Annotated in this window: 21 protein-coding genes and 1 CRISPR repeat array; of the genes, 11 read left to right on the top strand and 10 right to left on the bottom strand. The window is 61.0% G+C overall.

The features are described 5' to 3' along the window. Position 1: 1 nt before the first annotated feature. Positions 2–821: a CRISPR direct-repeat array (repeat unit 28 nt; unit sequence GGCTCATCCCCACCTGCGTGGGGAACAC). 49 nt (positions 822–870) lie between these two features. Genes cas2e through cas3 form a run of 8 tightly spaced genes read right to left on the bottom strand, consistent with a single transcriptional unit; the run spans position 871 to position 9,879 of the window. Continuing rightward, complete coding sequence (gene cas2e, locus HMPREF3092_RS11030; protein WP_083274343.1) at positions 871–1,242, bottom strand: type I-E CRISPR-associated endoribonuclease Cas2e; 372 nt, start codon at positions 1,240–1,242, stop codon at positions 871–873. Further along, positions 1,230–2,186, bottom strand: coding sequence for a type I-E CRISPR-associated endonuclease Cas1e (cas1e, locus tag HMPREF3092_RS08705; RefSeq protein WP_070424611.1), 957 nt, complete (start codon positions 2,184–2,186; stop codon positions 1,230–1,232). The genes cas2e and cas1e overlap by 13 nt, the downstream gene beginning before the upstream one ends. Beyond that, complete coding sequence (cas6e, locus tag HMPREF3092_RS08700) at positions 2,183–2,887, bottom strand: type I-E CRISPR-associated protein Cas6/Cse3/CasE (protein ID WP_083274342.1); 705 nt, start codon at positions 2,885–2,887, stop codon at positions 2,183–2,185. Before cas6e ends, cas1e begins: the two co-directional genes overlap by 4 nt. After that, positions 2,887–3,591: a type I-E CRISPR-associated protein Cas5/CasD gene (cas5e, locus tag HMPREF3092_RS08695; RefSeq protein WP_070424629.1), complete on the bottom strand. Its 705-nt coding sequence runs from the start codon at positions 3,589–3,591 to the stop codon at positions 2,887–2,889. Before cas5e ends, cas6e begins: the two co-directional genes overlap by 1 nt. Positions 3,592–3,598: 7 nt before the next feature. Beyond that, complete coding sequence (gene cas7e / locus HMPREF3092_RS08690; RefSeq protein ID WP_070424609.1) at positions 3,599–4,720, bottom strand: type I-E CRISPR-associated protein Cas7/Cse4/CasC; 1,122 nt, start codon at positions 4,718–4,720, stop codon at positions 3,599–3,601. 29 nt (positions 4,721–4,749) lie between these two features. Continuing rightward, positions 4,750–5,340, bottom strand: a complete 591-nt coding sequence (casB, locus tag HMPREF3092_RS08685; RefSeq protein ID WP_083274341.1) for a type I-E CRISPR-associated protein Cse2/CasB — start codon at positions 5,338–5,340, stop codon at positions 4,750–4,752. Next, entirely contained in the window at positions 5,330–6,988 is a 1,659-nt protein-coding gene (gene casA, locus HMPREF3092_RS08680) for a type I-E CRISPR-associated protein Cse1/CasA (RefSeq protein ID WP_019174522.1), read from the bottom strand. Before casA ends, casB begins: the two co-directional genes overlap by 11 nt. 20 nt (positions 6,989–7,008) lie before the next feature. After that, positions 7,009–9,879 (bottom strand): CRISPR-associated helicase Cas3', encoded by a 2,871-nt coding sequence (gene cas3, locus HMPREF3092_RS08675; protein WP_256174416.1) that lies wholly within the window; start codon positions 9,877–9,879, stop codon positions 7,009–7,011. 706 nt (positions 9,880–10,585) lie between these two features. On the opposite strand from cas3, the gene HMPREF3092_RS08670 reads away from it, so the two are divergent. The 9 genes from HMPREF3092_RS08670 (at position 10,586) to HMPREF3092_RS08630 (ending at position 19,530) form a co-directional block, all read left to right on the top strand. Beyond that, a complete protein-coding gene (locus HMPREF3092_RS08670) occupies positions 10,586–12,271 on the top strand; it encodes an L-lactate permease (RefSeq protein ID WP_070424608.1) in 1,686 nt (561 codons plus the stop codon). Positions 12,272–12,356: 85 nt separating this feature from the next. After that, complete coding sequence (gene cls, locus HMPREF3092_RS08665; protein WP_070424607.1) at positions 12,357–13,823, top strand: cardiolipin synthase; 1,467 nt, start codon at positions 12,357–12,359, stop codon at positions 13,821–13,823. A 60-nt stretch (positions 13,824–13,883) separates the two neighbouring features. Next, entirely contained in the window at positions 13,884–14,399 is a 516-nt protein-coding gene (locus HMPREF3092_RS08660) for a MaoC family dehydratase (RefSeq protein ID WP_218079027.1), read from the top strand. A 24-nt stretch (positions 14,400–14,423) separates the two neighbouring features. Next, positions 14,424–15,239: an HpcH/HpaI aldolase/citrate lyase family protein gene (locus tag HMPREF3092_RS08655; RefSeq protein WP_070424606.1), complete on the top strand. Its 816-nt coding sequence runs from the start codon at positions 14,424–14,426 to the stop codon at positions 15,237–15,239. A gap of 55 nt (positions 15,240–15,294) precedes the next feature. Then, positions 15,295–15,951 (top strand): peptide deformylase, encoded by a 657-nt coding sequence (locus HMPREF3092_RS08650; protein WP_070424605.1) that lies wholly within the window; start codon positions 15,295–15,297, stop codon positions 15,949–15,951. Beyond that, positions 15,948–16,973: a hypothetical protein gene (locus tag HMPREF3092_RS08645; protein ID WP_070424604.1), complete on the top strand. Its 1,026-nt coding sequence runs from the start codon at positions 15,948–15,950 to the stop codon at positions 16,971–16,973. Before HMPREF3092_RS08650 ends, HMPREF3092_RS08645 begins: the two co-directional genes overlap by 4 nt. Positions 16,974–17,027: 54 nt before the next feature. Continuing rightward, positions 17,028–17,549 (top strand): peptide-methionine (S)-S-oxide reductase MsrA, encoded by a 522-nt coding sequence (gene msrA / locus HMPREF3092_RS08640; RefSeq protein ID WP_019174530.1) that lies wholly within the window; start codon positions 17,028–17,030, stop codon positions 17,547–17,549. 23 nt (positions 17,550–17,572) lie between these two features. Further along, entirely contained in the window at positions 17,573–18,211 is a 639-nt protein-coding gene (locus HMPREF3092_RS08635) for a nitroreductase family protein (protein WP_256174415.1), read from the top strand. Between the two features lie 35 nt (positions 18,212–18,246). Next, positions 18,247–19,530, top strand: a complete 1,284-nt coding sequence (locus tag HMPREF3092_RS08630; protein WP_070424603.1) for an MFS transporter — start codon at positions 18,247–18,249, stop codon at positions 19,528–19,530. A 13-nt stretch (positions 19,531–19,543) separates the two neighbouring features. Here the strand turns inward: HMPREF3092_RS08630 and HMPREF3092_RS08625 are convergent, their stop codons facing one another. Both HMPREF3092_RS08625 and HMPREF3092_RS08620 read right to left on the bottom strand, forming a co-directional pair. Then, positions 19,544–20,185 (bottom strand): metal-dependent transcriptional regulator, encoded by a 642-nt coding sequence (locus HMPREF3092_RS08625; protein WP_070424602.1) that lies wholly within the window; start codon positions 20,183–20,185, stop codon positions 19,544–19,546. Positions 20,186–20,263: 78 nt separating this feature from the next. Further along, positions 20,264–21,553: an Nramp family divalent metal transporter gene (locus HMPREF3092_RS08620; RefSeq protein WP_083274340.1), complete on the bottom strand. Its 1,290-nt coding sequence runs from the start codon at positions 21,551–21,553 to the stop codon at positions 20,264–20,266. Between the two features lie 137 nt (positions 21,554–21,690). Here HMPREF3092_RS08620 and HMPREF3092_RS08615 point away from each other — a divergent pair, with 137 nt between their 5' ends. Both HMPREF3092_RS08615 and HMPREF3092_RS08610 read left to right on the top strand, forming a co-directional pair. Further along, positions 21,691–25,581: an efflux RND transporter permease subunit gene (locus HMPREF3092_RS08615; RefSeq protein WP_070424601.1), complete on the top strand. Its 3,891-nt coding sequence runs from the start codon at positions 21,691–21,693 to the stop codon at positions 25,579–25,581. Then, a complete protein-coding gene (locus HMPREF3092_RS08610; protein ID WP_070424600.1) occupies positions 25,568–26,491 on the top strand; it encodes a CPBP family intramembrane glutamic endopeptidase in 924 nt (307 codons plus the stop codon). The genes HMPREF3092_RS08615 and HMPREF3092_RS08610 overlap by 14 nt, the downstream gene beginning before the upstream one ends. The last annotated feature ends 124 nt before the right edge of the window (positions 26,492–26,615 follow it).

Raw genomic sequence — 26,615 nt, 5'->3', positions numbered from 1 at the left:
GGGCTCATCCCCACCTGCGTGGGGAACACTTGAAGTCAATGACCGATACGTAGACGGTGCCGGGCTCATCCCCACCTGCGTGGGGAACACGGAGACTCGGCGGGTTCCTCCGAGTGTTCAGTGGGCTCATCCCCACCTGCGTGGGGAACACTGCTCGCCCTGCTCCGGCTTGTCGGTGACACCGGGCTCATCCCCACCTGCGTGGGGAACACCTGACCAACTCCGGTACCACGATGCCGTTCACGGGCTCATCCCCACCTGCGTGGGGAACACACTCGCCCTGCTGGAGCGTGAAGAAGAGGACGGGGCTCATCCCCACCTGCGTGGGGAACACCGCTGACGGGTGTCCTCATCCACGACGGGGTAGGCTCATCCCCACCTGCGTGGGGAACACACAACTTGCAATACATCCAAAGTGGTGGTATAGGGCTCATCCCCACCTGCGTGGGGAACACCGCACCGCATATGACACGCACGTTGACCCGGAGGGCTCATCCCCACCTGCGTGGGGAACACATGAGCACTGGGGCATCCACGTCACGCAGTTCGGGCTCATCCCCACCTGCGTGGGGAACACCAAGGTCAAATCCTGAGATGGCGAGCTCGTGGGGGCTCATCCCCACCTGCGTGGGGAACACCGCACACGGGAATTCAGTCGTCCGGTCGCCTGGGGCTCATCCCCACCTGCGTGGGGAACACGGCAGCTCGAGCCTGGCGTCTGGTGCGCTCCAGGGCTCATCCCCACCTGCGTGGGGAACACGCGTACTCTTCGACGATCTTGGCAGCTGCCGCGGGCTCATCCCCACCTGCGTGGGGAACACTCTTGCTGACCAGTGCAAACACTGGCTTGCAAGCTAGTTTTAGATCACTTTAAGGGCTTTTCCGCTTGTTTCCGAATTTATGTGCGTTCCTCATAGCTCTTGCTTTGCTCCAGCCTGCTTTTAGGGTTGTATTTCCGTATCCAGACTGTGCTGCTGGTCTTCTCATCAATGTGATGCCGTCAAGGTCAACGGGTTCCCACTTGTGCTCCTTGACCCGATAGTCAAGGGCTTGTTCGTTGTTGGCTGACCAGATCATCAGGGCCTGACCTGTAGATGATGTTGCATCAATGCGTTCCCAAAGCAACTCCCTGAGACGGGCACTGAGCTTTCCAACGAACACGCCCGCAGAGATTTCGACAAGCCACTTGGTGATGTCTCCCCGTAGGCCAGCGGGGCAGCTCGACAAGACTACGATGACCATGATCCGTGATCTGCATGATTGAGGCCGCTGGAAAGCCGTCGTTCGCCCCGGCCAGCCCATACTGACAATTCATCGAGATACGCAACTTCCGGTTCAGCCGGCGCATCCGCCGGGTTCAAAAACAGTCTGCGCAGCGTTTCCACAAGCTTCTCGACAGTCCCCTGCTGAAAGAAGCGTTCCCGCAGCAGCGCCCTAACAGCTCGTTCCGGTTCTTCATGATTGTCCGCAACAGCATCGAAAGCCGCCGGAATGCTGGTTTCGGCCTTCACAAGATCAGCCACATCGTAGGTGAAACTCTGATCATGACCGACATGCACAAAACCCAAACCCGGCGTCATGCCAAGCGCGTTGATGACGGCAGTTGACACTCCGTACAAGCAGGCGTTGGCCGCTGATAGAGCCTGATTAATCGCATCAGCATCTGCGAAGTTAGCCGGATCGTATGTCCGACCACTCCATGAAACCCCGGTCCTGTCTGATTCGCTGCGGTAAATCCTGCGGACACGAGCTCCTTCACGGCCTCGCAGCTGCTGCATTGTCAGGCCCGATACATCTTCCCCGGGGAAACGCACCTCGTACATAGCCCGCGCCACTCGCAGACGTTCTGACTGGTTGGCGAAAGCCCGGGCCTGTGCTTCTAAAAGCCTGCTTGAACGAGCCATGGGCCTTCCAGTGGCATAGCAGCGCACCGCGCCATCACCAACCCACGCAACGGTCACACCGCAAGTACCCAAAAGCGCTATCGCCGCATGAGAGGCGCGTACACCCGGGCCAATAAGCAGGGCACTGACCATAGCTGCCGGAATATGGATTGTGCCCCTGCTGTCGGTCGCGGTGACTGCATTGGAATCCCGATGGAGCACGCACCTTTCAACGTAGACAAACGAAAGTCTGTCAGTTGTTCGTCCGAGCTCCTGTGAACGAGGCGGAGCCTGGGAACTCATGGTGCCTCCAGCCGGGCCAAAGTCATCAGACCACACCCGTGTGCTTTCCCACTGCCGATCCCGAAAGCCAGCGAACGCCGCAGAAGGTCGGGGTTCGTGACTTCTAAAACACCATCAAAAACAGCAATCCTGTGGGCTACCCGATGCCTGCCGCCAGCCGCATCTGGTTTAGAAAATCGGCTGTCCTCGCGTCGCACAACACAGAGTCCGTCCAGCTGACTTTCATCCCTGCTGGTATCGGTTGACTCAGCGTGCCCCGGCTCATAGTCGGCATTGGAAGGAATCGAAAACCCCCACCCGTCAGTGCGGTCCAAGAACCAGCGCATTTGCTGCGTGACCGTCACATGCGGCAAGCGTTTGCCGTCCTTCTTCTTGACTGGGTTCAGCGCCGCACGAAACGCATACTGTTGCCCGCGCTGAAGCGAATCAAGAAGTCGACCGTAATCAGTTGTTTGGGCAGGTGCGCTCTGCCAGCCCAACTGTTCGACCACATGGTCGAATCGCGGCTGAACCGGCGTGACCGCATATAAGACCGTTTCGTGGTGCCCGCGGTCCACCCGCCACAGCAGTCGCGCCTCATCTGTTGCCTGCTGATCCGGAGGGACAGTCTTTGTGATCATCCCGTGGATCAAATGAGGGCTTGCCAGCGCGGCTTTGGTCTTCCTCAGTGCAGGGTTGAGCTGGATTCGACTGAAGAACATCAAGCCTCCTGAACCAAGTTGAGGTAGGGGTCGGTGTTTTCTGCCCCCAGATCGTTTTCGACCCGAACGGGGTCAGGGCGGACGACAAGCCGCACCCGATACTGACGACGTTCAGGATTGAAGCTGACGGGGACGTCATACGCTGCTTCCCCGATTTCTCCGGGCTGAGCATCGCGTGCCAAAGGTAAGAACACCGTCCTTCCGAGTGACTTTCTGTAGTCATCTGCAGCCTGCCAGGGAGCAGCATCGAGATCCCGCAGAATGTACTCCGGCGCTACGCCATCGAATACCCCGCCAAAAAGATTCGGAGGGGCTGGACAACTGCGTCGCCCTAAATACAGCGGAAATTCAGGCTGCAGAACGGCGTGGCTAAGCGCATCGATGAGGGCGTCCTCTCCTGCCACAGCGGCGGTATAGGCGGCGTCAGCTCTGTAATGTCGGTACGAAAGAACAGAATGCTTGGCCCCAGGTCGTCGTGCAGTATGGAAATCCTCAAGAAGCTGACCGGGACGGTCAACGCGGACGGCCATAACCAGCTCCGCAAGGTCATCCACTTCTGCTGTTCGCGGCCTGCCCTGGGCCGCGGCAAGCAGACCTATGACGCCGGACTTACTGGGCTCAGTTTCTGTTGACCGTCGGCTAAAGCGGGAAGAAACACCCCAAGACTGCATCGGCCCCGAAAGATTGAGGACCATGGTCTTCATCAGCAGCTCACTTCCCATCCTGGTTGATCAGGGAACGCACCTGCTCTTCAAGTTGAGATAGAAGTTCAGCAAAACCCGTCTTCTGGCCGAGCGAATCGACGTCAGCTTCCAGGGCGTCAGAGGCAATCAACCACGAACGTTCGGGCGCAAGTCCATAGAGTTCTGTCACCTTGGATGCTTCATCTGCCATGGCCTCAGAAGCTGCTGCGATGGTCCCGCGTTCGTCTGGGGCAACAGCCTTTTCATAGGCATTGATATAGCTGACGGGACGCTTGCGCACTGCGACGCTTACCAGATCGGGCAACGTGTGCGCAGCAAAAGAGTTCTGGTATCCAGTCGGCAGCGACAGGATGAAGGTTCGTGCATAGGCGTCGACTGCCCGCATCACTGCTTCTTTTGAGCCAAGATTTTCAAGCAGCTGATCTACGTTGAGGGTGGCGTAGCGGTAGAAAGTTGATGACATCATTTCAATGGTGCCCATCATCCCGGCCCCAGTTTCTTCTTCGGCCTTCGTGAAGTCATCGACAGCGGTATAGAAGTCAAAATCGGGCGCTGCCTCAGACACCCCGAGTGCATGGGCCGTTTGCACGGCCGCATCAACATTGAGCGCAGCATCGTCGGCAATCATTCGACCAAACAACGAAACATCAACTGCGTGTTCGGTGTCGATGATTTCAAGCACTTCTTTCTTGGTGAAGGCCGTGTCCCGCCTTTCGACGATTGCAGCGGCCAGACGGTCCAACTGGTGATTGCCCAGGAATACGAGGTAACCGGCCTGCTCCGGTTTCGGGTCTTCGTCTTTCTTTACTTTAGGCTTTGCAACCTTGATGCCAGCTTTTCCAAAGGCCGAAGAAGCCCATTTCTCAGCCTCCTCCGGTGAGATCTCCGGGTCGATAGCACGCACTCGCGCGGCGGTTTCAGCGACAATCTGTTTTGTTCGCAGACCAAGGTCTTCGCGGTTCAAGATCTGTGCAAAGTCGCGCCGCTGCGCGGATTTGAGAGCCTGTGAGGAAATGCGCTGACGGCGAGTACCCCCGAAGACAGCAGTTTTGGGGGCACCATCCTCTCCTCGGTTGATGTTCGATGGAGGGAGAGTTTGAAGTGCATGGAAGTCGATGAAGGTGGCCATTGGAAGTCCTTTCAGGAAGTAGGTTTGAATCAGTTGTTTGAAGAGTCGAAGCTGTACCCGCGATAAAAATCGCGCCCCCATCTGCGCTGGATACCACCGCGCTTAGTAGGGTCCTGCAAATGGAGGAGATCAGAAGCGAATCGACCGTAATCGAATGCAATGCCGCTGCTGCTGAGTAGCCCGATTAAAGACCGCAGGTGGTAGCGCTGGCCAACGAAACTGGTTGCGGTTAAGACTGCGTCGTAACGGCCCTTCAGGGAGGCGCTGCCATTGCGAACCAATCGGCCGACTGCTTGTGCAAACGGCACACTGCCAGTGTGCATGGGTAGCGTGTTTCCACGCTGATGCACCGCGTACAGCGTCAACGCCGTAAACGCAGCCCACTCTGATTTCGAAGCGGCGTCCGTTTTGCCTTGTGCGTATACGGGAAGGCTTTCGAGAACCATCGCCCAAGCGCGGGGATTCATCCCAGGATCCTCATCGACAGCTCGACGCAGTTCTGCGAGGCTTCCGCGAGCGGCCGGAACTTCGTTGAGGAACTGTTGCTGGAGCGAGTGGATGTAACGGCTGACTGACGACGACACTGTGACATTCCCTGTTTCTGCAGCTTCAGCGGTCATCAGATCCTCCTTTCTGTTCACTGTTTAGGGGGAGGGGAGCTGACTGTTTGAGTTTTGCGAGCATCCAGGATTCGTACCGTGCCGAACTGTGAAAGTGCACGGTCCCGTTAGGTTCGGTCTCAAGCCATCCTGCTGCGGCGCGGGGGCCAGCTGCATCTACCGCTTGTGCAACTGTTCTGCGAGTAACCCGGTTCAGGGTTCTGAACCAATTGCTTTGGCGCTCTTCCGCAGATTGCTGCGCGGACAGGTGTGAGAGCCATTGGGTGAATTCGTGTTCGAGTTCGGCAAGCCACGTTTGGGTTGGTGCTTCAGGTGCTTCTTCGGGTGATCCGCCCTGACTGACTTCCAGCTGTTTGAAAAACCATCGCAGCTGACCGCGGAGGGTGAATATCCGGTCAATAGCGTCCAGAACCGTCTTCCTCATCTGAAAGCCGGCCTCAGTCATCAGACTGAGGTCTATCGGCAGAACTTCAGACATTTCATCTGAAAAAGAGGACTGCTGCGGCCCGTATTCGACTCCGCAGAGCCAAACGCCAACGTGTTTGCCCGCGTATGCCGTCTGTCTTTCCACCCCAATAGGCCCTGTGAACTGCTTAAGGACAGGAGCTCGCCGATTCTTGGTATCAGCGATGGAGCCATCAGCAAACATTGCCTGCACTCCACGCCAGACGGTCAGGGCGGGATCGAGTTCTTGCGCAAAGAACACACTGGTTTTTGCTTTTTTAGACTGGACTTCGGAATAACGCTGCGGGGAGTATGGTTCGGCGAACTGGTTGCGCTCGTTGATTTTGTCGCCGTTGCCGATCAGTACGTGAGTGACTGTCTTTCTGTCTTCTGCCCAGAACAGTCTGATGCGTCTCTGCTGCCATGTCAGAAGATCGACGATGCCGTTTGGTTCAACAGCGCCTGCGCTCCGGGGCATGGCAGTGTCGGGTTGTCGTTCCCACGGAGGCAGATCTTCGTCATCGAACATGAGCTCTTCGGGAATCAGTTCCAGCATGGGCAGGCTGAGCATAAAAGTGTCTCGCAGCGTAGGCCCGGTGACCACGGTGTGTCCGAGCCGGCCCGCCCAGCCGGGGCCGGTCGGGTACCCCTTGCCGCCTTTCACTCGGGGGTCTCCGACAATGCCGGATTTGATGCCCGAATAGTCATAGGCCTGGCGGTGGATCAAATATCTGGTTGCAACCGCTGGCTCAAGTTCAGACGCCGACGCTTCGGTCTGCGTGGAAAACAATGCGGGACCGGTGTCAGGGACCAAAGACGCCGCTGACTCGTACACCTCTTTGCTCGTGTGGAGGTCTGGCACCTGGAAGAAAGGAACAGTGTCGGAGGCAAGGTCGAAGCGATTATGGTGCGTTTCTAGGTAGTTGCCGATCAGCTCAGGGAAGTCATCTGCCGTGTAGATTTCACGCCACAGTTCGCCTTCATCGTCGATGAAACCCCACTCGGGGTGCAGGCGGACTGTTCTGACCACTATCGCCATCAGCATGCGAAAGACCGCGGCGTTCTGTGTGGGAGTCTCACCGTCAAAAGCTGCGAACCTGTCCCATTGAGAAAAGAAGTCTCTGAGTCCCACTTCCGCAGGCTGCCCGTCGACCGTTTGGACTTTAATCCACGGACGATCAACCAGGTTGAAGCCGTCAGACATGCTCTTTCACCATCCTCTCGTTACAGATCCTCATAGAGTTCTTCCTCCTGTTCATCCGCAAAGGGATTTTCGTGAATTTCCTGCAGCTTGTATTGATTGAACTGTTCCTCTCTGAGGAACCCGTAGTAGGGGTGGAATCGGAAGTGCGTGCCCAACACCTGCCCCTGAAAGTCACTGTCGATTGTTAGGACGAGCTGCCCTCTCAAGCGGAAATCTGATTGCCAGGCGCCTATACGAGTGGCTTCAAGAGAGTCAATTGCCTCATCGACTTGGTAAGGCGGCACCAACCAGCGGGGAAGGCGAACGGTTGAGTCAGCCAAAAGCTTCGACAGCCATGCGGGTGGGGCCTGAGTTTCGCTGATTGCGCCCGTGTGGTCGGGGGTGAGCCATGGCAGTGGGTATAGAAGACCGTCATGCTGCATCACGAGAATGGCTTCGAGACTGGGCTCAATATCCCTAACGCTGGCCGCCACAATCTCTTCGCTGCGGTCCGCATCAAGTGTGCCTGCGCCGTCAAGTGCACGACCGAGGTTGTTGTTAGTCCTCCCAGGCGTGCCGATCTGGTGGGCTGAAGCCCGCCTGCAAGCGTTTTTAACGGCCTGCTTGTAGTCGATTTGAGCCTGCTGGAATTCACTTTCCCATTCACTGGGAACAGCGATTGAACCAGTTCCAACTGCTTCGACTTTCGGGTAAAGATCGTGGCGGATACACCATGCTCCTTCGTTGAAGTTATCGTTCAAGGCCGCGGCGCTGGCCAGCAGTCTGTATCCGCCGTAGATGGATTCGGAACCAGGATCGAATAGAGGCGGTTGCGGTCCACGCCGCGTGAAGCCGCGCAGGAGCATGCGTGCGCAGCGCAATTGGCTTGGGCGGTCGCTGTCTGGTCGGTCGTGGCGGTGCAGGCGGCCGGCTCGCTGGGCGAGAGCATCGACCGGCGCAAAGTCAGAAACCAGTAAATCGAAATCGACGTCAAGTGACTGCTCAAGCACCTGCGTGCCGACGACAATCTGCCGGTACGGCCGTTGTGACGATGGATCTGCACTATCGCGTGATGACTTCTTTCCCAACTGATCAGTCAGGTGAGTTTCGATCTGGGCGCGTTGCGCCGCTGTCAGCTGCGAATGCAGAAGCACAGTTTCTTCTGGCCAGAAATCAGAGAGAACCCGGTAAGCATCCTGGGCGCGCTGGACGGTATTGCAGACGATTCCGACAACTCCGCCTTCGCTCGTCAGCTGCTCAATGTTTCTTCGCAAGAACGCGAGGTTGTCATCGATAATGTCGAGGTGAACCCGGCGGTGTTCGTCTAAAGTGTCTACGTCGTAGCGCTGTGTTCCTTCCAAGGTCGTCGCTGACACCTGGGGATAGCTCGGCAACTGCGCGGCCGCGGTTGGCTGTCGGCGGCCCAATCCGCGAGCGTAAGCCTGTTCCAGCCTGTTTTGGACAGCGGAATCGAGGGTTGCGGAAAGCAATATGACGCTCGTTTGGTGAGCGGCCAACCACATCAGCGTACGTTCCAGATAAGCGGTCGAATAAGGGTCGAGGGAGTGCACCTCGTCGAAGATGACGACCTTGCCCGAAACACCCAGATGACGGAGCGTGACGTAGCGGGATTTCAGTGCAGTCATGAGGATCTGGTCGACTGTTGAAACACTGAAATCTGACAAAAGGCTCTTGCGGCCGCTGAACCATGTGTGAGCAATGACGCCGTCGTCTGCGTTCTCATTCTGCTCAGCATTGACTGCTCTCGTATGCCGAACAAGCCTTTCGAACTCGGGACTCAGGTGTGCGCGTCCGTGCGCAAGCCGAAGAGAATGCTGGTTCTCGGCTGTGCTGAACGACCGCAGCCAATCGGATATGCGCGGAAGCATGGCATTGGCTGTGACCTGTGTGGGCAATCCGAAAGCCAATCCTCCGGCACCGCGGGCTTTCGCGATCTCTTCTGCGGCCAGGAGAGCGGCTTCTGTCTTCCCACGGCCCATTTCTTCGCTGATCACAACCAGTGCAGGATCATCCAGGCCCTTCACAGCTGCCTGAGCGGTGCGCTGGCAAGCCCGAAGCATAGCGTTTTCGGGCCAGCCGAAGCGTTGGCTGAAGGGGATCGGGCGGTCTGGTTCTGGCGACCACGACTGAGTGAGGTTGAGCTGATCGAGAGCCGCAGCAGCACGGGACTCGCTGCTGGAATGTGCTCCGCTTTCCGTCAGCGGAAACAGTTCCTGATTCGAGGCGATCCAGTCGGACATGCTGACGAAGCCGGCAATTGTCAGCTGGTCTGTGATGGTCAGCCCACCGGCGCCGATGATCTTTTCAAGAGCATTGTGAGCTCCCGTGCGATCGAGGATGTCGCGGATTAAAGCTGCCCAGACCCGTGCGCATGCAGCGCCGTGATTGTCGAGGTGCCGGTTGAGCGGCGGTAGTTTCGTATCGTCACGCAACAGTTCATGGTATGGAAGGTTGCTTGGAACTCCGTGGTGGCAGCCTGCCGCTGCTGTGAGGGTGCAGATTGCGGTGTAGTCGGCACCGGGAAACAGCATCTCCAGCTGTCTGCGAAGGATCACGTCAGATGTCACGGAATGTTGCGGTTTGAAGGTGGGGTCGCAGCGTTTCTGCGCTTCGCCGAACAGGCCGGACGACAGTGCTTTATCTGCCAGCCATGCTGCCGTCGGTGACTGCTCAAGTCTGCTCTGCCATGACAATTCTGCTTTGCCCAGGTCGTGGGTTCCTGCAAGGAACCCCAGGAGGGCGCGGACCTCGTCACCGCTCAGTGAATATCGGTTTGCAAGGCGGTCAGTGATGGAGCGGGGAAGCCAGTCCTCTGCGAGTGCCATGCCCACATCCGCACTATCTCGAAGGTGCTGGGGAAGTGAGAGCCACAAAACTTCCTGCAAGTGCATGAGTGCAGGGTCTTGAGTCCTGAAACTTTTGGCGGGCAGGCAGAAAGCCGCTTCCAGGTTGTTGGTGTGCTCTGCCGTCATGTCCCGCCCTCCGAAGTTATGTCAGTGCCTCCGTGCACACTGTGAACTATCGCCTTGGTATGACATTACACACTAGATAAAGCAAAAGCTAGATAGTTTCTAAAAATATGTCGAACGACTTCGAGGGCCTTGAGAGTCGGGGCGGCAATCAAAAAGGGCCGGCCCTCTGTGGGTCCGGCCCCTTGCAGCCCCGCTGGTGCGGGGAACATTTTTGCGTGAAAGCAAGATACGGCTCATGCCCACATAGTCTCTGCAAGGCAGAGGCCGCGGTGGGCGGGCAGCGCGGTGGCTTGCGAGCCATTTTCTCTCAGAGTTGCAGAACCGTGCCATCTTTTTCAAACCAGCCCGTACGCCCGTTCCCATTCGGAAAATCTGCTTGGAGTCCTGCGGAAAGAGGCCGCAAATCGGCTGTGACGGCAGAGTCGCGATGACACAGACACACCTGATGTTGACCTGGTGTTCAGGAGTGAGTTGCTTCACAATATGCTTGAACTCTGCGACAGAAAACGCTGCCGCAGGCTTGGGACAATTCGACTCACGGTCGCAGCACCGCGGATGCGTCTTTCCCAGCATTCCGCCAGTGCCACGCCAACACGGCGTGCACCCTGACAGTTAAGAAGACAACATGGAGAAGTACACACCCGCCGTTGACGCAGTCGCGGGTTCAGTTACTGCATCGGCACTCGTGGGACTCATCCCGCTGCTGGTGTTCTTCGCAGCGCTGGTCGTTCTCAAGCGCTCGGCTCACGTTTCGGGCCTTATCGCCCTGATCACAGCGATCGTGGTGGCTGTTGCAGGCTTCAAAATGCCAGTCGGCTACGCACTGATGTCCGCACTGCAGGGTGCGGCTTTCGGCATTATGCCGATTGCCCTCATCGTCATCTTCGCCATCTGGCTCTACCAGCTGACCGTCATCAACGGCCGCTTCGAAGACCTGCGCAACATCTTCGACCGCGTGGGCCACGGCGACATCCGCGTGCAGGCACTCCTCATCGCCTTCTGCTTCGGCGGGCTGCTCGAAGCGCTCGCCGGTTTCGGCGCACCCGTCGCCATCACCGCGACCATGGTCATGGCACTGGGCATCAAACCGCTGCGCGCAGCCGCCGCGGTCCTCGTAGCCAACACCGCACCCGTCGCCTACGGCGCCATCGGCACGCCCATCACCACTGCGGGCAAGCTCACCAACATCGACCCCAACGTCATCGGTGCGATCATCGGCCGCCAGTCACCTATCCTGGCTCTCATCGTCCCGCTGATCCTGCTGTTCATCATCGACGGCCGCCGCGGTGTGAAAGACCTGTGGCCGATCGCCCTCGTCACCGGCGTTACTTTCGCCGTCTTCCAGTTCCTGTCCTCGAACTTCTTCAGCTACGAACTGACCGACATCGTCGCAGCACTCGGCGGACTGGGCGGAACGATCCTGTTCATGAAGATCTACGAACCCCGCGGTTCGGTTGAAGCTCGTGAGCGCCTGGGCGTGGCGGAACCGCCGAAGGCCGAAAAGATCAGCGGCGAACGCACCTTCTTCGCGCTGTTCCCCTACCTTGCTCTCATCGTTGTGTTCGGCATCGCCAAGCTGGTTCCGCCGGTCACCGCTTTCCTCGCATCGACCGACGTCAAAATCCCGTGGCCTGTCATCCACGAAGCTCTCGTCGACGAAACCGGTGCAGTCCGCGACGCCACCGTGTTCAACTTCTCGTGGCTGTCCTCGCCCGGTTCGCTCCTGCTGATCACCGGCATCATCGTCGCCGTCGTCTACAGATTCTGCACCTCCGGCGGTAAGTTCCCCTCACCCTTGGGCGCTGCCGCCAAGGAACTGGGCAACACGTTCTACCGCATGCGCTGGGCCGGCCTGACGATTGTGCTGGTGCTTTCGCTGGCCTACGTCATGAACTTCTCCGGACAGACCATCTCGATCGGTGTGTGGTTGGCCGGAACGGGCGCGGCCTACGCCTTCCTGTCCCCGCTTCTGGGATGGATCGGAACCGCCGTCACAGGTTCGGACACATCGGCCAACGCACTGTTCGCCAAACTGCAGCAGACCGCCGCCGTTGAACTCAACGTGCACCCCGAACTTACGGTCGCCGCAAACACCTCCGGTGGTGTGGTCGGCAAGCTCATCAGCCCCCAGAACCTCGCGATTGCGGCTACCGCGGCGAACATGCCCGGCCAGGAGTCGGTCATCTTCCGCAAGGTCATCGGCTGGTCCTTGGTGCTGGTCCTGTTCCTGTGTCTGCTCATCGGCCTGCAGTCCACTCCTGTCCTCGGATGGATGCTTGCCGGTCTCGAGCTCGCACCGCTCGGCGGCTGATCGCTGCAGCACACACCTGGGACGGCGCGCTCACCGCGCCGTCCCTTAATGTTTGAACAGTGAATTCGGGTGAAAGGCGGGAACGATGAGCTTCTGGACGGTCATGTGGGTGATCTGGCTCGTGGTGTCCTACACCATCAAAATCATCGCTGTGGGCGTGGTGCCGGAAAACCGCCGGCCGGGCGCCTCAATGGGGTGGCTCATGGCCATCCTGTTCATCCCGCTGATCGGCGTGCCGCTTTTCATCATGTTCGGCAGTCCCTACGTCAACGACCGCCGACAGCGCATCCAAGCTGAAGTCAACCAGCTTCTGGAGAAGGGAACAAAAGACGTTCCCGACTGGCCCGAAGGCTACGAACCCGCCAGAGACTTCGCGCAGATTGTCCAGCTCAACCGCCATCTGACCGGCTTGCCGATGGTTGATGCCCGCAAACTGAGCATGTCCACCGACTACCGCCAGGTCTTTCATGACATGGCAGACGCCATCGACGCCGCCGAATCCTATGTGCACGTTGAGATCTACATCATGTCGCGCGACGCCTACACCGAGCCGTTCTTCCAGGCCCTCGGTCGAGCTGCGCAGCGCGGTGTCAACGTCCGCGTTCTGCTGGATCACATCGGCTCGCGCAAATACGACGGCTTCCGTGACATGCAGAAGTGGTTCGACAGTGTGGGCATTGACTGGGAGCTTATGCTTCCCTTCCTGCCGCTGCAGGGCAAAATGCGCCGCATTGACCTGCGCAACCACCGCAAACTCGTCGTGATCGACGGGCGGGTGGGCTTCATGGGCTCCCAGAACCTCATCGAATCCGCCTACGGATCCCAGAAGAACCGCGAGGCGGGCCGCCACTGGAACGACCTGTGGGTCAAAATGTCCGGCGAGGTCGTCGCCGAACTTGAAGCTGTATTCGCAACCGACTGGTACTCCGAACGCGAAGAGGTCATCGACATTCGGCCCTACGACTTCGACGGACGGCCGGTGCCGGAGTTCGAAGGCAAAGATGCGGTAGTCCAGCTGGTCCCATCGGGGCCGGGCTTCAAAACCGAACCGAACCTGCGCTGCTTCACATCGTTGATGTACCTCGCCGAAAAGCGGCTGTCGATTGTCAGCCCCTACTTCGTACCGGACGAAACGATCAAAGCTGCCATCATCACCGCCGCCCACCGCGGGGTCGAAGTCGAACTGTTCGTCAGCGAAAAAGCTGACCAGTTCATGGTCGAGTACGCCCAGTCGTCCTACTACGACAATCTGCTGGAAGCCGGCGTGCGCATCTACCGTCTGCCCAAACCGCAGATTCTTCACACCAAGTGCTTCATCATCGACGACGACTACGCCGTCTTCGGATCATCCAACATGGACATGCGCTCCTTCAGCCTCAACTACGAAATCAGCCTCATGTGCGCTGAGGGCGACTTCGTGTCCGGCATTTCGAATGTCGTCGAGGAGTATCGGACCAGGTGCACGGAACTCACCTTGGATGAATGGCGGGAGAGGGGCCTGTTCCGCCGCTACCTGGAGTCCCTGTTCCGCCTGACATCGGCACTGCAGTAACGCCGGTCACACAGGACGCGATAGATTGATGACAGTTTTCATGCAAAGGAGCACAGAATCGTGAGTGAAGAAAACGGGCCCGTCATCCAGCAGCGCGGCCTCTACCTTGACGAAATGGAAGTCGGTGCGGTGTACAAGCACGCCCCCGGTCGCACCATGACAGAAGCGGACAACACGTGGTTCACAGCCGTGACCATGAACACGCAGGCCCTCCATCTGGACGCCGCGTGGTCTGAGCAGCAGCCCTTCGGCCAGCGCCTGGTGAACTCGATGTTCACACTGGCCACCCTCGTGGGCCTGTCGGTTTCTCAGCTGACCCAGGGCACCATCGTCGGAAACCTGGGATTCTCCGAAGTTTCTTTCCCCCACCCCGTGTTCCACGGTGACACGCTGTACGCCGAAACGAAGATCCTGGACAAGCGGAACTCCAAGTCCAGGCCTGGCCAGGGCATCGTCACGCTCGAACACATCGGCCGCAACCAAGACGGCACGGTCGTTGCCCGAGCCGTAAGGCAGACGCTCATGTTCACTTCCGACCCGAACGCCAACACGGCAGGCAGCGACTCCGCCGACTGACCCGCCCATACTGAGGAGACAACCATGCCGACCATGAAACCCGCCTGGCTTTTTGTTCCCGGCGACCGCCCGGACCGCTACAAGAAAGCCGCCGAGCGCTCCGACATCGTCATCGTCGATTTCGAAGACGCTGTGGCACCCGATGACAAAGCAGCCGCCCGCCGTGCCTTCCTCAACTTTCAGAACGGCCCTGATGCTCTGAGCCCGGAGCGGACCGTCATCCGCGTCAACCCAGTCGGCTCGCCCTCCTTTGCCGAAGACCGCAAGTTCATCGGCGAACTGTCTGGCCGCTACAGCTGCATGCTGCCCAAGGTGGAAAGCGCTGAGGACACCGAAAAGCTTGCCGGACTCAAGGTGATTGCGCTGATCGAAACCGCAAAGGGCGTTCTCAATGTCGGCGAGATCGCCGCATCGCCGAACGTGACAACCCTTATGTGGGGTGCCGAAGACCTTACCGCCGATCTCGGCGGCGGGTCCTCCCGCAAAGCTGACGGCACCTATCGCGACTTCGCCCGCGTGGCGCGCGCCAACATGCTTTTGGCGGCAAAAGCCAACGGCAAGTACGCACTTGACTCGATCTGGGCGGACATCCCGAACCTTGAAGGTCTGCGTGCCGAAGCCGAAGATGCCGTGGAATCCGGCTTCGACGGCAAAGTGTCCATCCACCCCAACCACATCGAGGTGGTGCGCACGGCGTTCGCGCCGACAGCCGAGCAGATCCACTGGGCGCTTGGCGTGCTGAAAAAGGCCGAAACCTCCAACGGAGCCTTCCAGTACGAAGGGCAGATGATCGACGAACCTCTGCTGCGTCAGGCCCGCCGCATCCGCTCACGCGCCTAAGCCCTGCACCTTTGTGCCCCGTCCTGTGTCAGCGGGATGGGGCACAATTGTGCTTATGAACCCGATTGTCGAGCAGGTTGAAGCTGTTCTGCGCACAGCACAGGACAACAACGGTGTGGCCCCCATCGTCCAAGCCGGCGACCCCGTACTGCGTCGCCCGGCAGCCGCCTACACGGGACAGCTGTCAGACGAACAGCTTTTCGGTCTGCTCGAAGTCATGCGGGCAACCATGCACGCGGCCCCCGGCGTAGGGCTTGCCGCCCCGCAGATCGGCATCGGCGTACGTATCGCTGTTATCGAAGACCGGGTGCGACTGCCCGAAGACCAAGCCCGCGAAAGGGAACGCACACCGCTTCCGTTCATGCCGCTGATCAACCCCAGCTGGCATCCGCTGAGCAATGAACGCGCCGCCTTCTTCGAAGGCTGTCTGTCCGTGCGCGGCTACCAGGCTGTGACAACGCGGTTTGCCCACGTGCGGCTGCGCTCAGAAGACCCCGACGGCAACGCACACAGCCGTGATTTCCGCGGCTGGCCAGCACGCATCATCCAACACGAACTCGACCACCTGGACGGCACGCTCTACCTGGACCGCGCCGATATCCGCTCACTGACAGCCGACGACAACCGAGACCTCACCCAGGGCGATCCCGCAACTGCCGCGCGGATGCTCGGTTTCAGCCTTCCACCCCACACACCACAGGAGAACTCATGAACTCATTCATCTCTTCGCTGCGCGGTGCTGCAGATTCAGCTGCCGAGCGCTTCCTCCCACATGTGCAGAGCGCTGTTCCCGCCAGCAGCCTGCGCACCCTCGGAGCCGATGTCCTCTACAGCGTGGCCGCGGGCCTGCGCCCACGCCACGTGGGCAGCAGCCGTCTGGCTGGTGCAGCCGTTTTCGGTGGCCTCATGACGGCAGCGGCTGCTTTGGAAGTACAGCAGATCCGCGAAGACAATGCGTGGGCACTTTCCGTCGGCGACTCCGAGGCAATTGAAACCGCTGAGGAAATCGGCGTTGACAAGCTCAACACGTACCTCACGTGGGCGGCCCCCGTTATCGGTGTGGCTGCAGCCGCGCTGTGGCCGGTCAACGTGAAGGCCAACGACTGGCTCGATGCCCGCCTTCGCCGTTGGGGTGTCGCTTCGCCGGCACTCGTCACGGGCCTAGCAACCTTCGCTGTCAGCCGGGCAGCACGCCTTGTCGAAAATGCTCTCGAAGACGCGGACTACCCTCTGCCCGACGGCGAACCGACCGTCGTGACTTTGCCGCCGGAAATCCTTGACCTTCTGCAACGGATAGCCGACCCGGCAATCTCGCCCCTGCCACAGGCAGCCCAGCACATCCAGAAGCAGCTGCGCACCGCCTCGTTCACGGTGTGGACTGACGATGATGAGGGCGTCGAAGACGGAGCGCTCACCGGTGATGCCCTGCTGAACCGCGAACTGGACTTCGTTTCAGTGGACACCGGCAGTGACGAAGCAGGCCCGATTGTTCCGCGCTCGCACACCTACCCCGTACGCGGCCGCGTGAGTGTTGACGGAACCGACTACCTGGTCGAGCTGATGATCGAAGACGGTTGGCTGCGGGAAGTCATGTTCTTCATCGACTGGGACGAAGAAGGCGTCGACCTCGAAGACGTTGACGCCGATTACAGCCCAGAGGACGAACCTGACCTGCTGACCGTCGCACAGTGGGCAAGCGTCGCTGAGGACGCGCAGATCGAAGTCGAACAGTAAACCCCGCAGGGCCGCCGGTGGAATAGCCCAGGAGCGTGCGAGGTTATGTCGAATATGAAGACGCTGACGCTTGCCGCCGGATGCTTTTGGTGCCTGGAAGCCGTCTACAGCCGTACCCGCGGAGTCAGCCGCGTCGAATCCGGCTACATCGGCGGTGACATTCCCGACCCCACCTACGCACAGGTGGCGTCGGGAATGTCGGGGCACGCGGAAGCCGTGCGCGTGACGTTTGACCCGGCCGTCGTGCCGGAAGATGTCATCCTCGGCATGTTCTTCACCGGGCACGACCCTACGAGCCTCAACCGGCAGGGCAACGATGTCGGCACGCAGTACCGTTCGGCCATGTTCTACGAAGACGCGGAACAGAAACAGCACTTCCAAGACGCCATCGCACACTGGCAAGAGCTTTTCCCCAGGCCGATGGTCACCACCCTGGAGCCCATGAGCCGGTTCTACGTGGCCGAAGACATCCACCAGAACTTCTACGGGCGCAATCCGGGCAACGGCTACTGCATGTTCGTCATCGACCCCAAGCTGGCGCAGGCACGAGCCCGGTACGCCGAATACATGTACTGACAACACGTGATCGAATGGAACCTATGACAACCCCAGAAGAACCAACAGCGGCAACACCCCGCCGCCTCGACCCCGTCGAATTCACCGACCCGGTTCTCACCGCCATGAAGAATCGCCGCTCGGTGTCCAAGGTCGGACCCGAAACGCCGACCGATGCGCAGCTGCGCGACCTGCTGGCCGCCGTCACACCGGTGGCCGACCACAAGGCGCTGCGTCCGTGGCGGCTCATGACTCTGCGCGGTGATGACCGCGTGGGCCTTGCAGAGGCACTTGACGAAGCCGACGGAACCGTCCGCCCCGCAGGGGAAATCAACCCCAAGCCGTTTCGCGCAGAACTGCTCATCGCGGTCATTGCCGACCACATTGAGCACCCCAAGGTTCCCCAGTGGGAACAGCACGCCACCGCCGCCGGTGCCGCCCATCTGCTGGAACTGGCCCTGTGGCAGGCCGGTTGGGGCGTTATGTGGCGCACCGGCCCGAACGCCAACGCCGAACCCATCCGCCGCTTCCACGGTCTGAAGGACAGCGAACTCATGATGGGCTGGCTGTACGTGGGAGACGTGGACCCTGAATTCCACGAGCGACTGACCACGTCCAGCAGGCCGCCGCTCGACCCGGATGTCTTCCTTGACACCAAACAGGGGTGGTCTTCACGTCTGTGAAGAAGAGAGCTAAGTGGCGCGGGCCGAAAGTAGCGATGCCCGCGGACATTTGGGTGCTCATCAGCGCCGCGTTCATCGTGGCGATCGGCTTCGGCATCATCGCTCCGGTGCTGCCGCAGTTCGCCCACTCCTTTGACCTGGGCGTGACCGCCACGACGATCGTGGTGAGCTCTTTTGCGTTCTTCCGCCTGCTCACCGCGCCCGCTGGCGGCCGCCTGGTCAACACGTTCGGGGAAAGGCCCATCTACGTTGTGGGCCTGCTCATTGTCGCCGCTTCGACCTTTGCCGTGGCGTTTGCCCAGTCCTACGAACAGCTGCTGCTGTTCCGCTCTCTCGGCGGGATCGGCTCGACCCTGTTCACGGTGTCAGCCATGGCGCTCATTGTGCGGATTGCCCCGTACAACGCGCGGGCTCGCGCCACCGGCATGTACGCGACGGCGTTTTTGGTGGGCAACATCGCCGGTCCCGTCGTCGGCGGTCTTATGGCCGGCCTGGGCATGCGGGTGCCGTTCCTCATCTACGGCACCGGTCTGGTCATCGCCGCTCTGGTCGTGCACATCAAGCTGACCACCGGACGGAATGACGAGGTGGAGGGCCCGGAACCGCAGGGCGCACACGAGACCGCTGGGGTCGGCAGTGATGGTGCCGCCGACGGTTCCGTTTCACCGCAGGCTGCTGAAGCGGTCACCGCGAAGGAACGCCCAGACCGGCTGCCTCCCATGCGCTTCCGCGAAGCGTGGGCCTTTAAGTCCTATCGGGCCGCGCTCGTCGGCGCGATGGCCAACGGGTGGGGTGCGATGGGTGTGCGCACCGCCATCTACCCGCTGTTTGCGATCTACGCCCTGCAGGCCGGTGTTGCCGCTGCCGGTTGGGCGCTCGCCCTGTTCGCCGCCGGCACTGCTCTGTCAGTCAACACTCTGGGCAGGGCCGCCGATGTGTACGGCCGCAAACCGTTCATCATTGCAGGGCTGCTGGTGCTCGGCTGCTCCACGATCCTGGTTGGCCTGTGGCAGTCGTTCCCCGTCTTCCTGATCTTGTCGGTCATAGCCGGCATCGGTGCGGGCACCGTCAACGCACCCCAGCAGGCTGTTATTGCCGACATCATCGGGCCTGACAGGGCCGGCGGCAAAGTGCTGTCGCGCTATCAGATGGGCATGGACGTCGGCGCTATCTTCGGGCCGATCGTCTCCGGATGGCTGGCCGACGCCTACGGCTACGGGGTCGCGTTTGCCGCGGCCGGTGCAGTTGTTGTGCTCGCCGGTATTCAGTGGTTCTTCGCTGAGGAAACCATGCCGGGCCGCAAGAAAGCCGAGGCTTAGAACCGAAGCTGGTTCAGCCCTCCTGGACGGGGGAGACCCACACCGCTTCGGCCAGATTTGGGGCGTTTTCCAGCACCGCGCTGGGAACAATGTGCGCCCCGGGAACACATCCGTGATTGGCGGCTTGCGTAAGAATGTCGTTTTCGCTGTCATCCACGCGATCCACCCTGTGCAGCCCTTCTGCCGTGGCCTCGCCCAGCAGAACCGCTCGATCAGGGTGGTAAATGCGGCCGTGGGCATCGGGAATCGGATCGCCGTGCGGATCAGCCGTGGGGAATCCCATGAGCGCATCAATGCGGGACACGAACAGATCAGAAACAGCGTGTTCCAGTCGCTCCGCCTCGTCATGGACTTCCGTCCACGAATAATTGAGCATGCTGACCAGGTAGGTTTCGAGCAGGCGGTGCCTGCGGACCATCTGCACCGCGTGACGGCGGCCCACATCAGTCAGTCGGACCGGCTTGTACGGGGTGTAGGCAACAAGGTCAGCAGCGGCTAGGCGCTTGACGGTGTCAGTCACACTCGCAGACGACGTGCCGAACCTTTCGGCCAGGGCCTTCGTCGTGATGGGGCCACCACCCCACTCCTCGGCGCTCCAGATGGCCTTGAGGAAGTCCTGGGTGACCGGTGACAGGTGTTCCAGTTCAGTGCTCACACCTTCACCCTATGCGTATTCGTGCATGTGCCGAAAGGGCTGCCGCTGCGGTCACAGCGGCGGTGCGGCGAAGGGTGATTACACGTCGTAGCCCAAGCAGACCAGCACAATGAGCACCGCGTTGAGCGCCACAATGAGGGCTGTTGTCACCCACGCGGCAGCCTGCAGGGGCAGCGGGTTGGCGAATCGACCCATGATGCTGCGCCGGCCGGTGTAGATGACCAGCGGAATGAGAGCCGCGGGAATGCCGATTGAGAGCAGCACCTGCGACACAACGAGCGCGAACGTCGGATCGATGCCGAGCGCCAGAATGACAAGTGCCGGGATGAGGGTGGTGAGCCTGCGCCACAGCAGGGGGATCTGCATGTGCAGCAGGCCCTTCATGATCGATGCGCCCGCATAGGAGCCCACTGAAGTTGAAGCCAGGCCGGAAGCCAACAGGCCGATGCCGAAGAGCACGCCGATGAACGGGCCCATGGCCCCTGTGATGGCCGCGTGCGCGCCCTCAATGGTCTCCGTGCCCTCCACACCGGGCAGTGCGGCCGCCGCCAGGAGCAGCATGGCGAGGTTGACGCCGCCTGCCAGGATGAGCGATAGGAAGACATCCCACCGGCTGGCCTTGAGCAATCGGGCAACAGTGCGTTCGGGAATGCCGGTGCCGAAGCGATCGCGGATGAGGTCCGAGTGCAGGTAGATGGCGTGTGGCATGACGGTAGCACCCAGGATTGCAGCGGCCAGCATGAGTGAGCGCGTGTCCTCGAAGCGGGGAATCATGCCCTGGGCCATGCCGGCGGGATCGAGGTCGCTGATGAGCAGGCCGGCTGTGAAGCCGATCGTGATGATCACCAGCAGGGCGGTCACCAGTGCTTCGAACCATCGCTGGCCCGCGCGGTCAGCGGTAGCCAGCAAGAGCATTGATACCGCGCCGATGATCATTCCGCCCCACACCAGGGGGATGTCGAACAGGATGTACAGGGCAACTGCGCCGCCGACGACCTCGGCGAGGTCAGTTGCCGCGGCGACGAGCTCCGCCTGCAGCCAAAATGCCCGTCGGGCAGGTTTCCTCAGCCGCGCGCCCAGTATGCTCGGCAGGCTTTCGCCAGTGACCAGGCCGAGCTTGGCCGACAGGTACTGCACGATCATGGCGGTGAGATTGGCGGCAATGAGAACCCACACCAGCAGGTAGCCGTACTCGGCACCCGCGCTGAGGTTCGCGGCGACATTTCCGGGATCGACATAGGCGATTGCCGCAACAAAGGCCGGACCCAAAAGCCACACCAGGCGCTTGCGGTGAACGTGCTGGTGGCGAGTATCGCCGCGTGCGCCGCTGTCGTGTGCGCCGCCGCGGGAAAGGGCCCTGTTTGCCATGAAATTAAGGTAGCTTAACTTGCGGGTGCGGCCAAATTCTTGCGGAGGTTTTCCTCACCCGAAGAGTGCGGTTGTCCCGATGCGGACCGGGGGTTGACCTCAGGGTGTTCGCAGGGGCCGTCGAATAGGATGGCCGCGTGAAAACACTGACTCGCCTGAGCCTGAAGAACCGCGCCCTCATCGGACTGATCACCGTGGTTGCGGTGATGTTCGGCTTCATCGCAACAGCCCAGCTGAAGCGGGAGCTCTTCCCCGCCTTCGAACTGCCGCAGGCTGTCATCTCCGCCCAATACCCGGGTGCATCGCCCGAAGCAGTGGAGAGCGAAGTCACCGACATCATCGAAAGCGCGATCAGCGGTTCCGAATCAGTCGAATCAGTCAGCTCCACCTCGTCATCCGGTTCGTCCGAAGTGACGGCCGAAGTCGCCTACGGGACCTCATCAGATGACATCGTCCGCGAACTTGAAGGCGCGATTGCCAAGGTCAAAGAACAGCTGCCCGACGGGGTAGACCCCATCGTGTTCAGCGGTGCTCTTGATGAGTTCCCCGTCGTCGTCATTTCAGTCGCTTCTGACGGTGACAAAGAAAAACTGGCCGATGACCTCAATTCGGTTGTCGTCCCCGAACTGAAGAAGCTGGCCGGCGTGCGCGCAGCCGCGGTGTCCGGCGCTGACGTCAAACAGGTCAACATCACGGTTGACAAGAAAAAGGTCAAAGACAAGGGTGTCAGCGTCGATGAAATCGCCGGCGTCCTGCAGGCCAACGGCGTTGCCGCCTCGGCCGGTGAAATCGAAGGCGACAACGGGGACGCACCGGTCGAAGTCGGCGTGCGCATCACGAACCTCGACCAGATCCGTGACCTGCAGGTCACGGGCAAGGACGGCCCCCTCAAACTGTCCGAGGTCGCTGAAATCAAGCAGGTGCCCGCACCGGTTGAAAGCATTTCGCGCACCAACGGCAAAGAGTCGCTCACCCTGGCGGTGACGAAGACGCCAGACGCCAACACTGTCGATGTTGCAAACGCCGTGCACGACGCCCTGCCGAAACTGCAGGACAAGGTGCGCGGCAACCCCGAATTCACCACGGTTTTCGACCAGTCGCCGTTCATTCAGCAGTCGATTGACGACCTCGTCCACGAGGGTGTGCTCGGCCTGGTGTTCGCGGTGCTGGTCATTCTGGTGTTCCTGCTGAGCGTGCGGGCAACCCTCATCACGGCGATCTCAATTCCGCTGTCCCTGCTGCTGACAATGATCGGTCTGTGGCAGACGGGCTATTCGCTCAACATGCTCACGCTCTCAGCACTGACCATTTCGATTGGCCGCGTGGTCGATGACTCGATTGTCGTCATTGAGGCCATTCGCCGGCGCCACACGATGGGCGGCACCAAGTTCAGCAACATCCTCGCCGCCGTGGGCGAAGTCTCCGGAGCCATCACCGCTTCCACACTGACGACGGTGGCGGTGTTCCTGCCGCTGGTCTTCGTATCCGGCCAGACGGGCGAGCTGTTCCGTCCCTTCGCTCTGACCACCTCGATCGCCCTGCTGGCATCGCTGCTGGTGGCGCTGACGATCGTGCCGGTTCTGGCATTCTGGTTCCTGCACGCGCGCGAATCCAAAGTGCGCCTTAACCGCGCCCAGAAGAAGGAAATCGCCGCCCGCCGCAAGGAGGGGCTGCGCGGCCTGAAAGCTGAGCGCAAGGAGCGCCGCCGTGCTGGCAAGAAGGGGGCCGCCGCTGCTGAGACCGCCGAGGTGGCGCCGGCTGCCGAGGTGACCTCCACCTCGTCGGCAGCTCCGGAAGCCGAGGTGGAGTCGGCTGATACTGTTTCACCTGATGCCGAAAGTGAGATCGACGAGCTCGAGGGTTTGCGTTCGCCGGTCACGCGACTGCAGAAGACCTACACGCCGGTCATCGGCTGGACGGTGCGCCACCCGGTGATCACACTCGTCGCCAGCGTCCTGGTGCTGGTGCTCACCCTGGGCCTCGTGCCGCTTCTTAAGACCGACTTCCTGGGCGACATGGGCTCGGACACGCTCAACGCCAGCCAGAAGTTCCCCGCGGGTGTTGGCCTGGAGGAAGCCGGCAAGATTGCCGAGCCGGTTGAAAAGGACATCCTCGCCACGGAAGGTGTAGAGGATCTGAGCTTCACGGTCGGTTCGAGCGAGTTCGACATGGGCGGGACTTCCGGTTCCGGCCGACTCAACGGCACCTACCTCATCAACCTGTCCGAAGGGGCCAGCGCTGACGAGGTCTCACAGCGCCTGACCGAAAAGTTCAAGGACATGGACCCGGACAAGTCCGGCAGCTTCGAAGTCATGGACAACTCCGGTCCGGGTGGATCGACAATCGACATCACGCTGACGGCAAACGACACAGAAGCGCTGAAGAAGTCCGCCGAAAAGCTCACGAAGAAGCTTGAGAAGACCGACGGTGTGAAGAAGGTCGACAACAGCCTGCGCGCTGTCGGCGATGTCATCCACGTGGATGTGAAGCGCAAAAAGGCAGCCGAATACGGTCTGTCGGAAGCACAGCTGGGCCAGATTGTCACGCGTGCGATCAACGGGCAGATCATCGGCCAGGTGGTTCTCGACGACGTCACCAACAGCGTGTACCTGTTCGACGGCAACGCGGAGACCATCAGCGATCTCGAAGACATCAAGCTCACCGTTATGGTCATGCCTGATGGTTCACCCGCCACGGGAGGTTCCGGTGCTGCCGGTGGCGCAGGAGGTGCTGGTGGCGCTGGTGGCCCGATGGGCGGTGGGCGAGTAGCCGAGCCTGCCTCGAAGTCGTCCGATGCGCCCGGCCTGGGGTCGAACACACCGCCGACCGAACAGCCGCAGCAGCCCAACCCCGGCGATGAGGGAGGGGAAGGCGGTCAGTCGCAGGCGCCTCGTGAACCCGGGCAGGAAGGGGGCCAGCAGCCGCAGGCGCCCGGTGACGGAGGGCAGGCACCCGGTGACGGCGGGCAGATGCCTGACGGGCAGATGCCGCAGATGCCTGACGGGCAGATGCCGCAGCAGCCTCAGATGCCCGAAATGCCGCAGGTGCCGGAGGTTCCGGAGCCTCCGCAGCCGCAGGAGAAGACGATCAAGCTCAGCGAGATCGCCAACATTACGCAGGAGAAGACCGCCCCGGTCATCAGCCACTCCGACGGCCTGCGCTCGGTGACGGTCTCAGCTACTCCCGACGGCGATGACCTCGGAGCGGTGTCCGCCGCGGTGCAGAAGGCCGTCGACGACACGCAGTTGGAGCCGGGCGTCAGCCAGCACACCGGGGGCGTGTCCGCCGAACAGGAAGACGCCTTCAAGCAGCTGGGCCTGGCGATGCTCGCGGCGATCCTCATCGTGTTCATCATCTTGGTGGCCACATTCCGTTCGCTGCTGCAGCCGTTCATTCTGCTGGTGTCCATCCCGTTTGCCGCGACAGGTTCGATCCTCGCGCTGCTCATCACGGACACGCCCATGGGGCTGACGGCCATGATCGGCATGCTCATGCTGATCGGCATCGTAGTGACCAACGCGATTGTGCTCATCGACCTGATCAACCGCTTCCGCGCACACGGGGCGGACCTCAAAACCGCTGTGTTCCACGGGGCGCGCCTGCGCTACCGCCCGATCATCATGACGGCACTGGCGACGATCTTCGCGCTTGTGCCTATGGCCATGGGACTCACAGGCGGCGGCGTGTTTGTATCCAAACCGCTGGCGCTGGCCGTCATCGGCGGTCTCGTGTCCTCGACGCTGCTGACCCTCATCCTGGTGCCGGTGCTCTACGAGCTGCTTGAAGGGTTCAAGGAGCGCCGCGCTGAGAAGCGGGCCGTCAAGGACGGTGCGCGTGCCGCTGTCATCGACAAGGCCGAGGCGGAGGCAGAGGCTCAGACAGAGGCTCAGGCGGGTGCCGATGGTCAGGAGCCGGTGGGCGTTGCCGCTGGTCAGGCGGCGGGGGCTTCTGGGCCGGCGAACGATGACCGCCCGACCCAGCCCATGCCGGCAGCCAAACCCGAAAACGGAGGCGATGATCAGCAGTGAGGTGAGCGGCGCCTCGTACCCGGGGAGGTTGACAAGCCCCGCCCGGTGGCGGGCGGAAGTGCTGCTGGTCGCGGGAGTTTCGCTGGGGCAGTCGGCGGTGTACGCCGCCGTGCGGCTGGCGGACAGGCTCACGCGCGCACCGCTGAAAGACAGCACTGCGGGGCTCAACCACAGCCAGTCCACGCGGGAAGTTTTTGACCTGGTGTACCAGCTGCTGGGTATCGGGTTCACGCTCGTGCCGGTGGCGCTCGCGCTGTACCTCATGTGGCTTGACGGGCAGGGTTCCGTGCTCGAGCGGCTGGGACTGGGGCGCGGTGTTGGTCGTGGTGCGGGGCGCGGTGCCGGCCCGGGTGCGGGGCGCGGTGCCGGCCCGGATGCGGGGTGCGATGCCGGCCCGGATGCGGGGTGCGATGCTCGTGGCGGCGGCACTGCGTCTGATGGTGTTTTGCGCGACGGAGCTCGGCGTGCCGCTTGGGGTGATGCCTGGCGTGCCGTCGGGCTGTTTGTGCTGATCGGAGCGGGAACGCTCGTTGTTTATGCCGCTGGGCGAGCGCTCGGTGTGACTGCGCAGATCTCGACGAACAACTTAAACGCCGCGTGGTGGACCGTGCCGGTTCTGCTGCTGCAGGCGGTGAAGAACGGTGTGCTGGAAGAAGTGCTGCTGCTGGGCTTCTTCTGGGATCGGCTGGAAAAGCTGCGCTGGTCGCCGTGGGCGATCATCGTGGGGCTGGCGGTTTTCCGCGGAAGCTACCACCTATACCAGGGGTTCGGCCCCTTTGTGGGCAATGTGCTCATGGGGCTGATCTTCGGCTGGCTGTATATGCGTCGGCGGAGGGTGATGCCGTTCGTCGGTGCGCACTTCCTGCTGGACGCGGTCGGCTTTTTGGTGCCGGGCATCCTGCGCGGCTAAGCGCGCTCGGCGGCTGGGCCAGACTTGCGCGGCGGCCGGGCTGAACTTGCACGGCTGAGCGCGCTCGGCGGCTGGGCCAAACTTGCGCGCTAATGCAGTTTCACGCGTTAATGTGGCGCATTTG

The organism is Brevibacterium sp. HMSC24B04 (genome assembly GCF_001806835.1).
GTDB lineage: Bacteria > Actinomycetota > Actinomycetes > Actinomycetales > Brevibacteriaceae > Brevibacterium > Brevibacterium ravenspurgense.
This window is presented reverse-complemented; position numbering and strand designations above follow the sequence as displayed.

Coding starts and splice junctions, on each gene's coding strand:
- HMPREF3092_RS08610 (WP_070424600.1), top strand. CDS start 25,568: ATGATCAGCAGTGAGGTGAGCGGCGCCTCGTACCCGGGGAGGTTGACA.
- cas5e (WP_070424629.1), bottom strand. CDS start 3,591: ATGAAGACCATGGTCCTCAATCTTTCGGGGCCGATGCAGTCTTGGGGT.
- HMPREF3092_RS08630 (WP_070424603.1), top strand. CDS start 18,247: ATGCCCGCGGACATTTGGGTGCTCATCAGCGCCGCGTTCATCGTGGCG.
- cas6e (WP_083274342.1), bottom strand. CDS start 2,887: ATGTTCTTCAGTCGAATCCAGCTCAACCCTGCACTGAGGAAGACCAAA.
- HMPREF3092_RS08650 (WP_070424605.1), top strand. CDS start 15,295: ATGAACCCGATTGTCGAGCAGGTTGAAGCTGTTCTGCGCACAGCACAG.
- HMPREF3092_RS08655 (WP_070424606.1), top strand. CDS start 14,424: ATGCCGACCATGAAACCCGCCTGGCTTTTTGTTCCCGGCGACCGCCCG.
- cls (WP_070424607.1), top strand. CDS start 12,357: ATGAGCTTCTGGACGGTCATGTGGGTGATCTGGCTCGTGGTGTCCTAC.
- HMPREF3092_RS08670 (WP_070424608.1), top strand. CDS start 10,586: ATGGAGAAGTACACACCCGCCGTTGACGCAGTCGCGGGTTCAGTTACT.
- cas7e (WP_070424609.1), bottom strand. CDS start 4,720: ATGGCCACCTTCATCGACTTCCATGCACTTCAAACTCTCCCTCCATCG.
- HMPREF3092_RS08635 (WP_256174415.1), top strand. CDS start 17,573: ATGACAACCCCAGAAGAACCAACAGCGGCAACACCCCGCCGCCTCGAC.
- casB (WP_083274341.1), bottom strand. CDS start 5,340: ATGACCGCTGAAGCTGCAGAAACAGGGAATGTCACAGTGTCGTCGTCA.
- HMPREF3092_RS08645 (WP_070424604.1), top strand. CDS start 15,948: ATGAACTCATTCATCTCTTCGCTGCGCGGTGCTGCAGATTCAGCTGCC.
- cas1e (WP_070424611.1), bottom strand. CDS start 2,186: ATGAGTTCCCAGGCTCCGCCTCGTTCACAGGAGCTCGGACGAACAACT.
- msrA (WP_019174530.1), top strand. CDS start 17,028: ATGAAGACGCTGACGCTTGCCGCCGGATGCTTTTGGTGCCTGGAAGCC.
- HMPREF3092_RS08620 (WP_083274340.1), bottom strand. CDS start 21,553: ATGGCAAACAGGGCCCTTTCCCGCGGCGGCGCACACGACAGCGGCGCA.
- cas2e (WP_083274343.1), bottom strand. CDS start 1,242: ATGGTCATCGTAGTCTTGTCGAGCTGCCCCGCTGGCCTACGGGGAGAC.
- casA (WP_019174522.1), bottom strand. CDS start 6,988: ATGTCTGACGGCTTCAACCTGGTTGATCGTCCGTGGATTAAAGTCCAA.
- cas3 (WP_256174416.1), bottom strand. CDS start 9,879: ATGCACTTGCAGGAAGTTTTGTGGCTCTCACTTCCCCAGCACCTTCGA.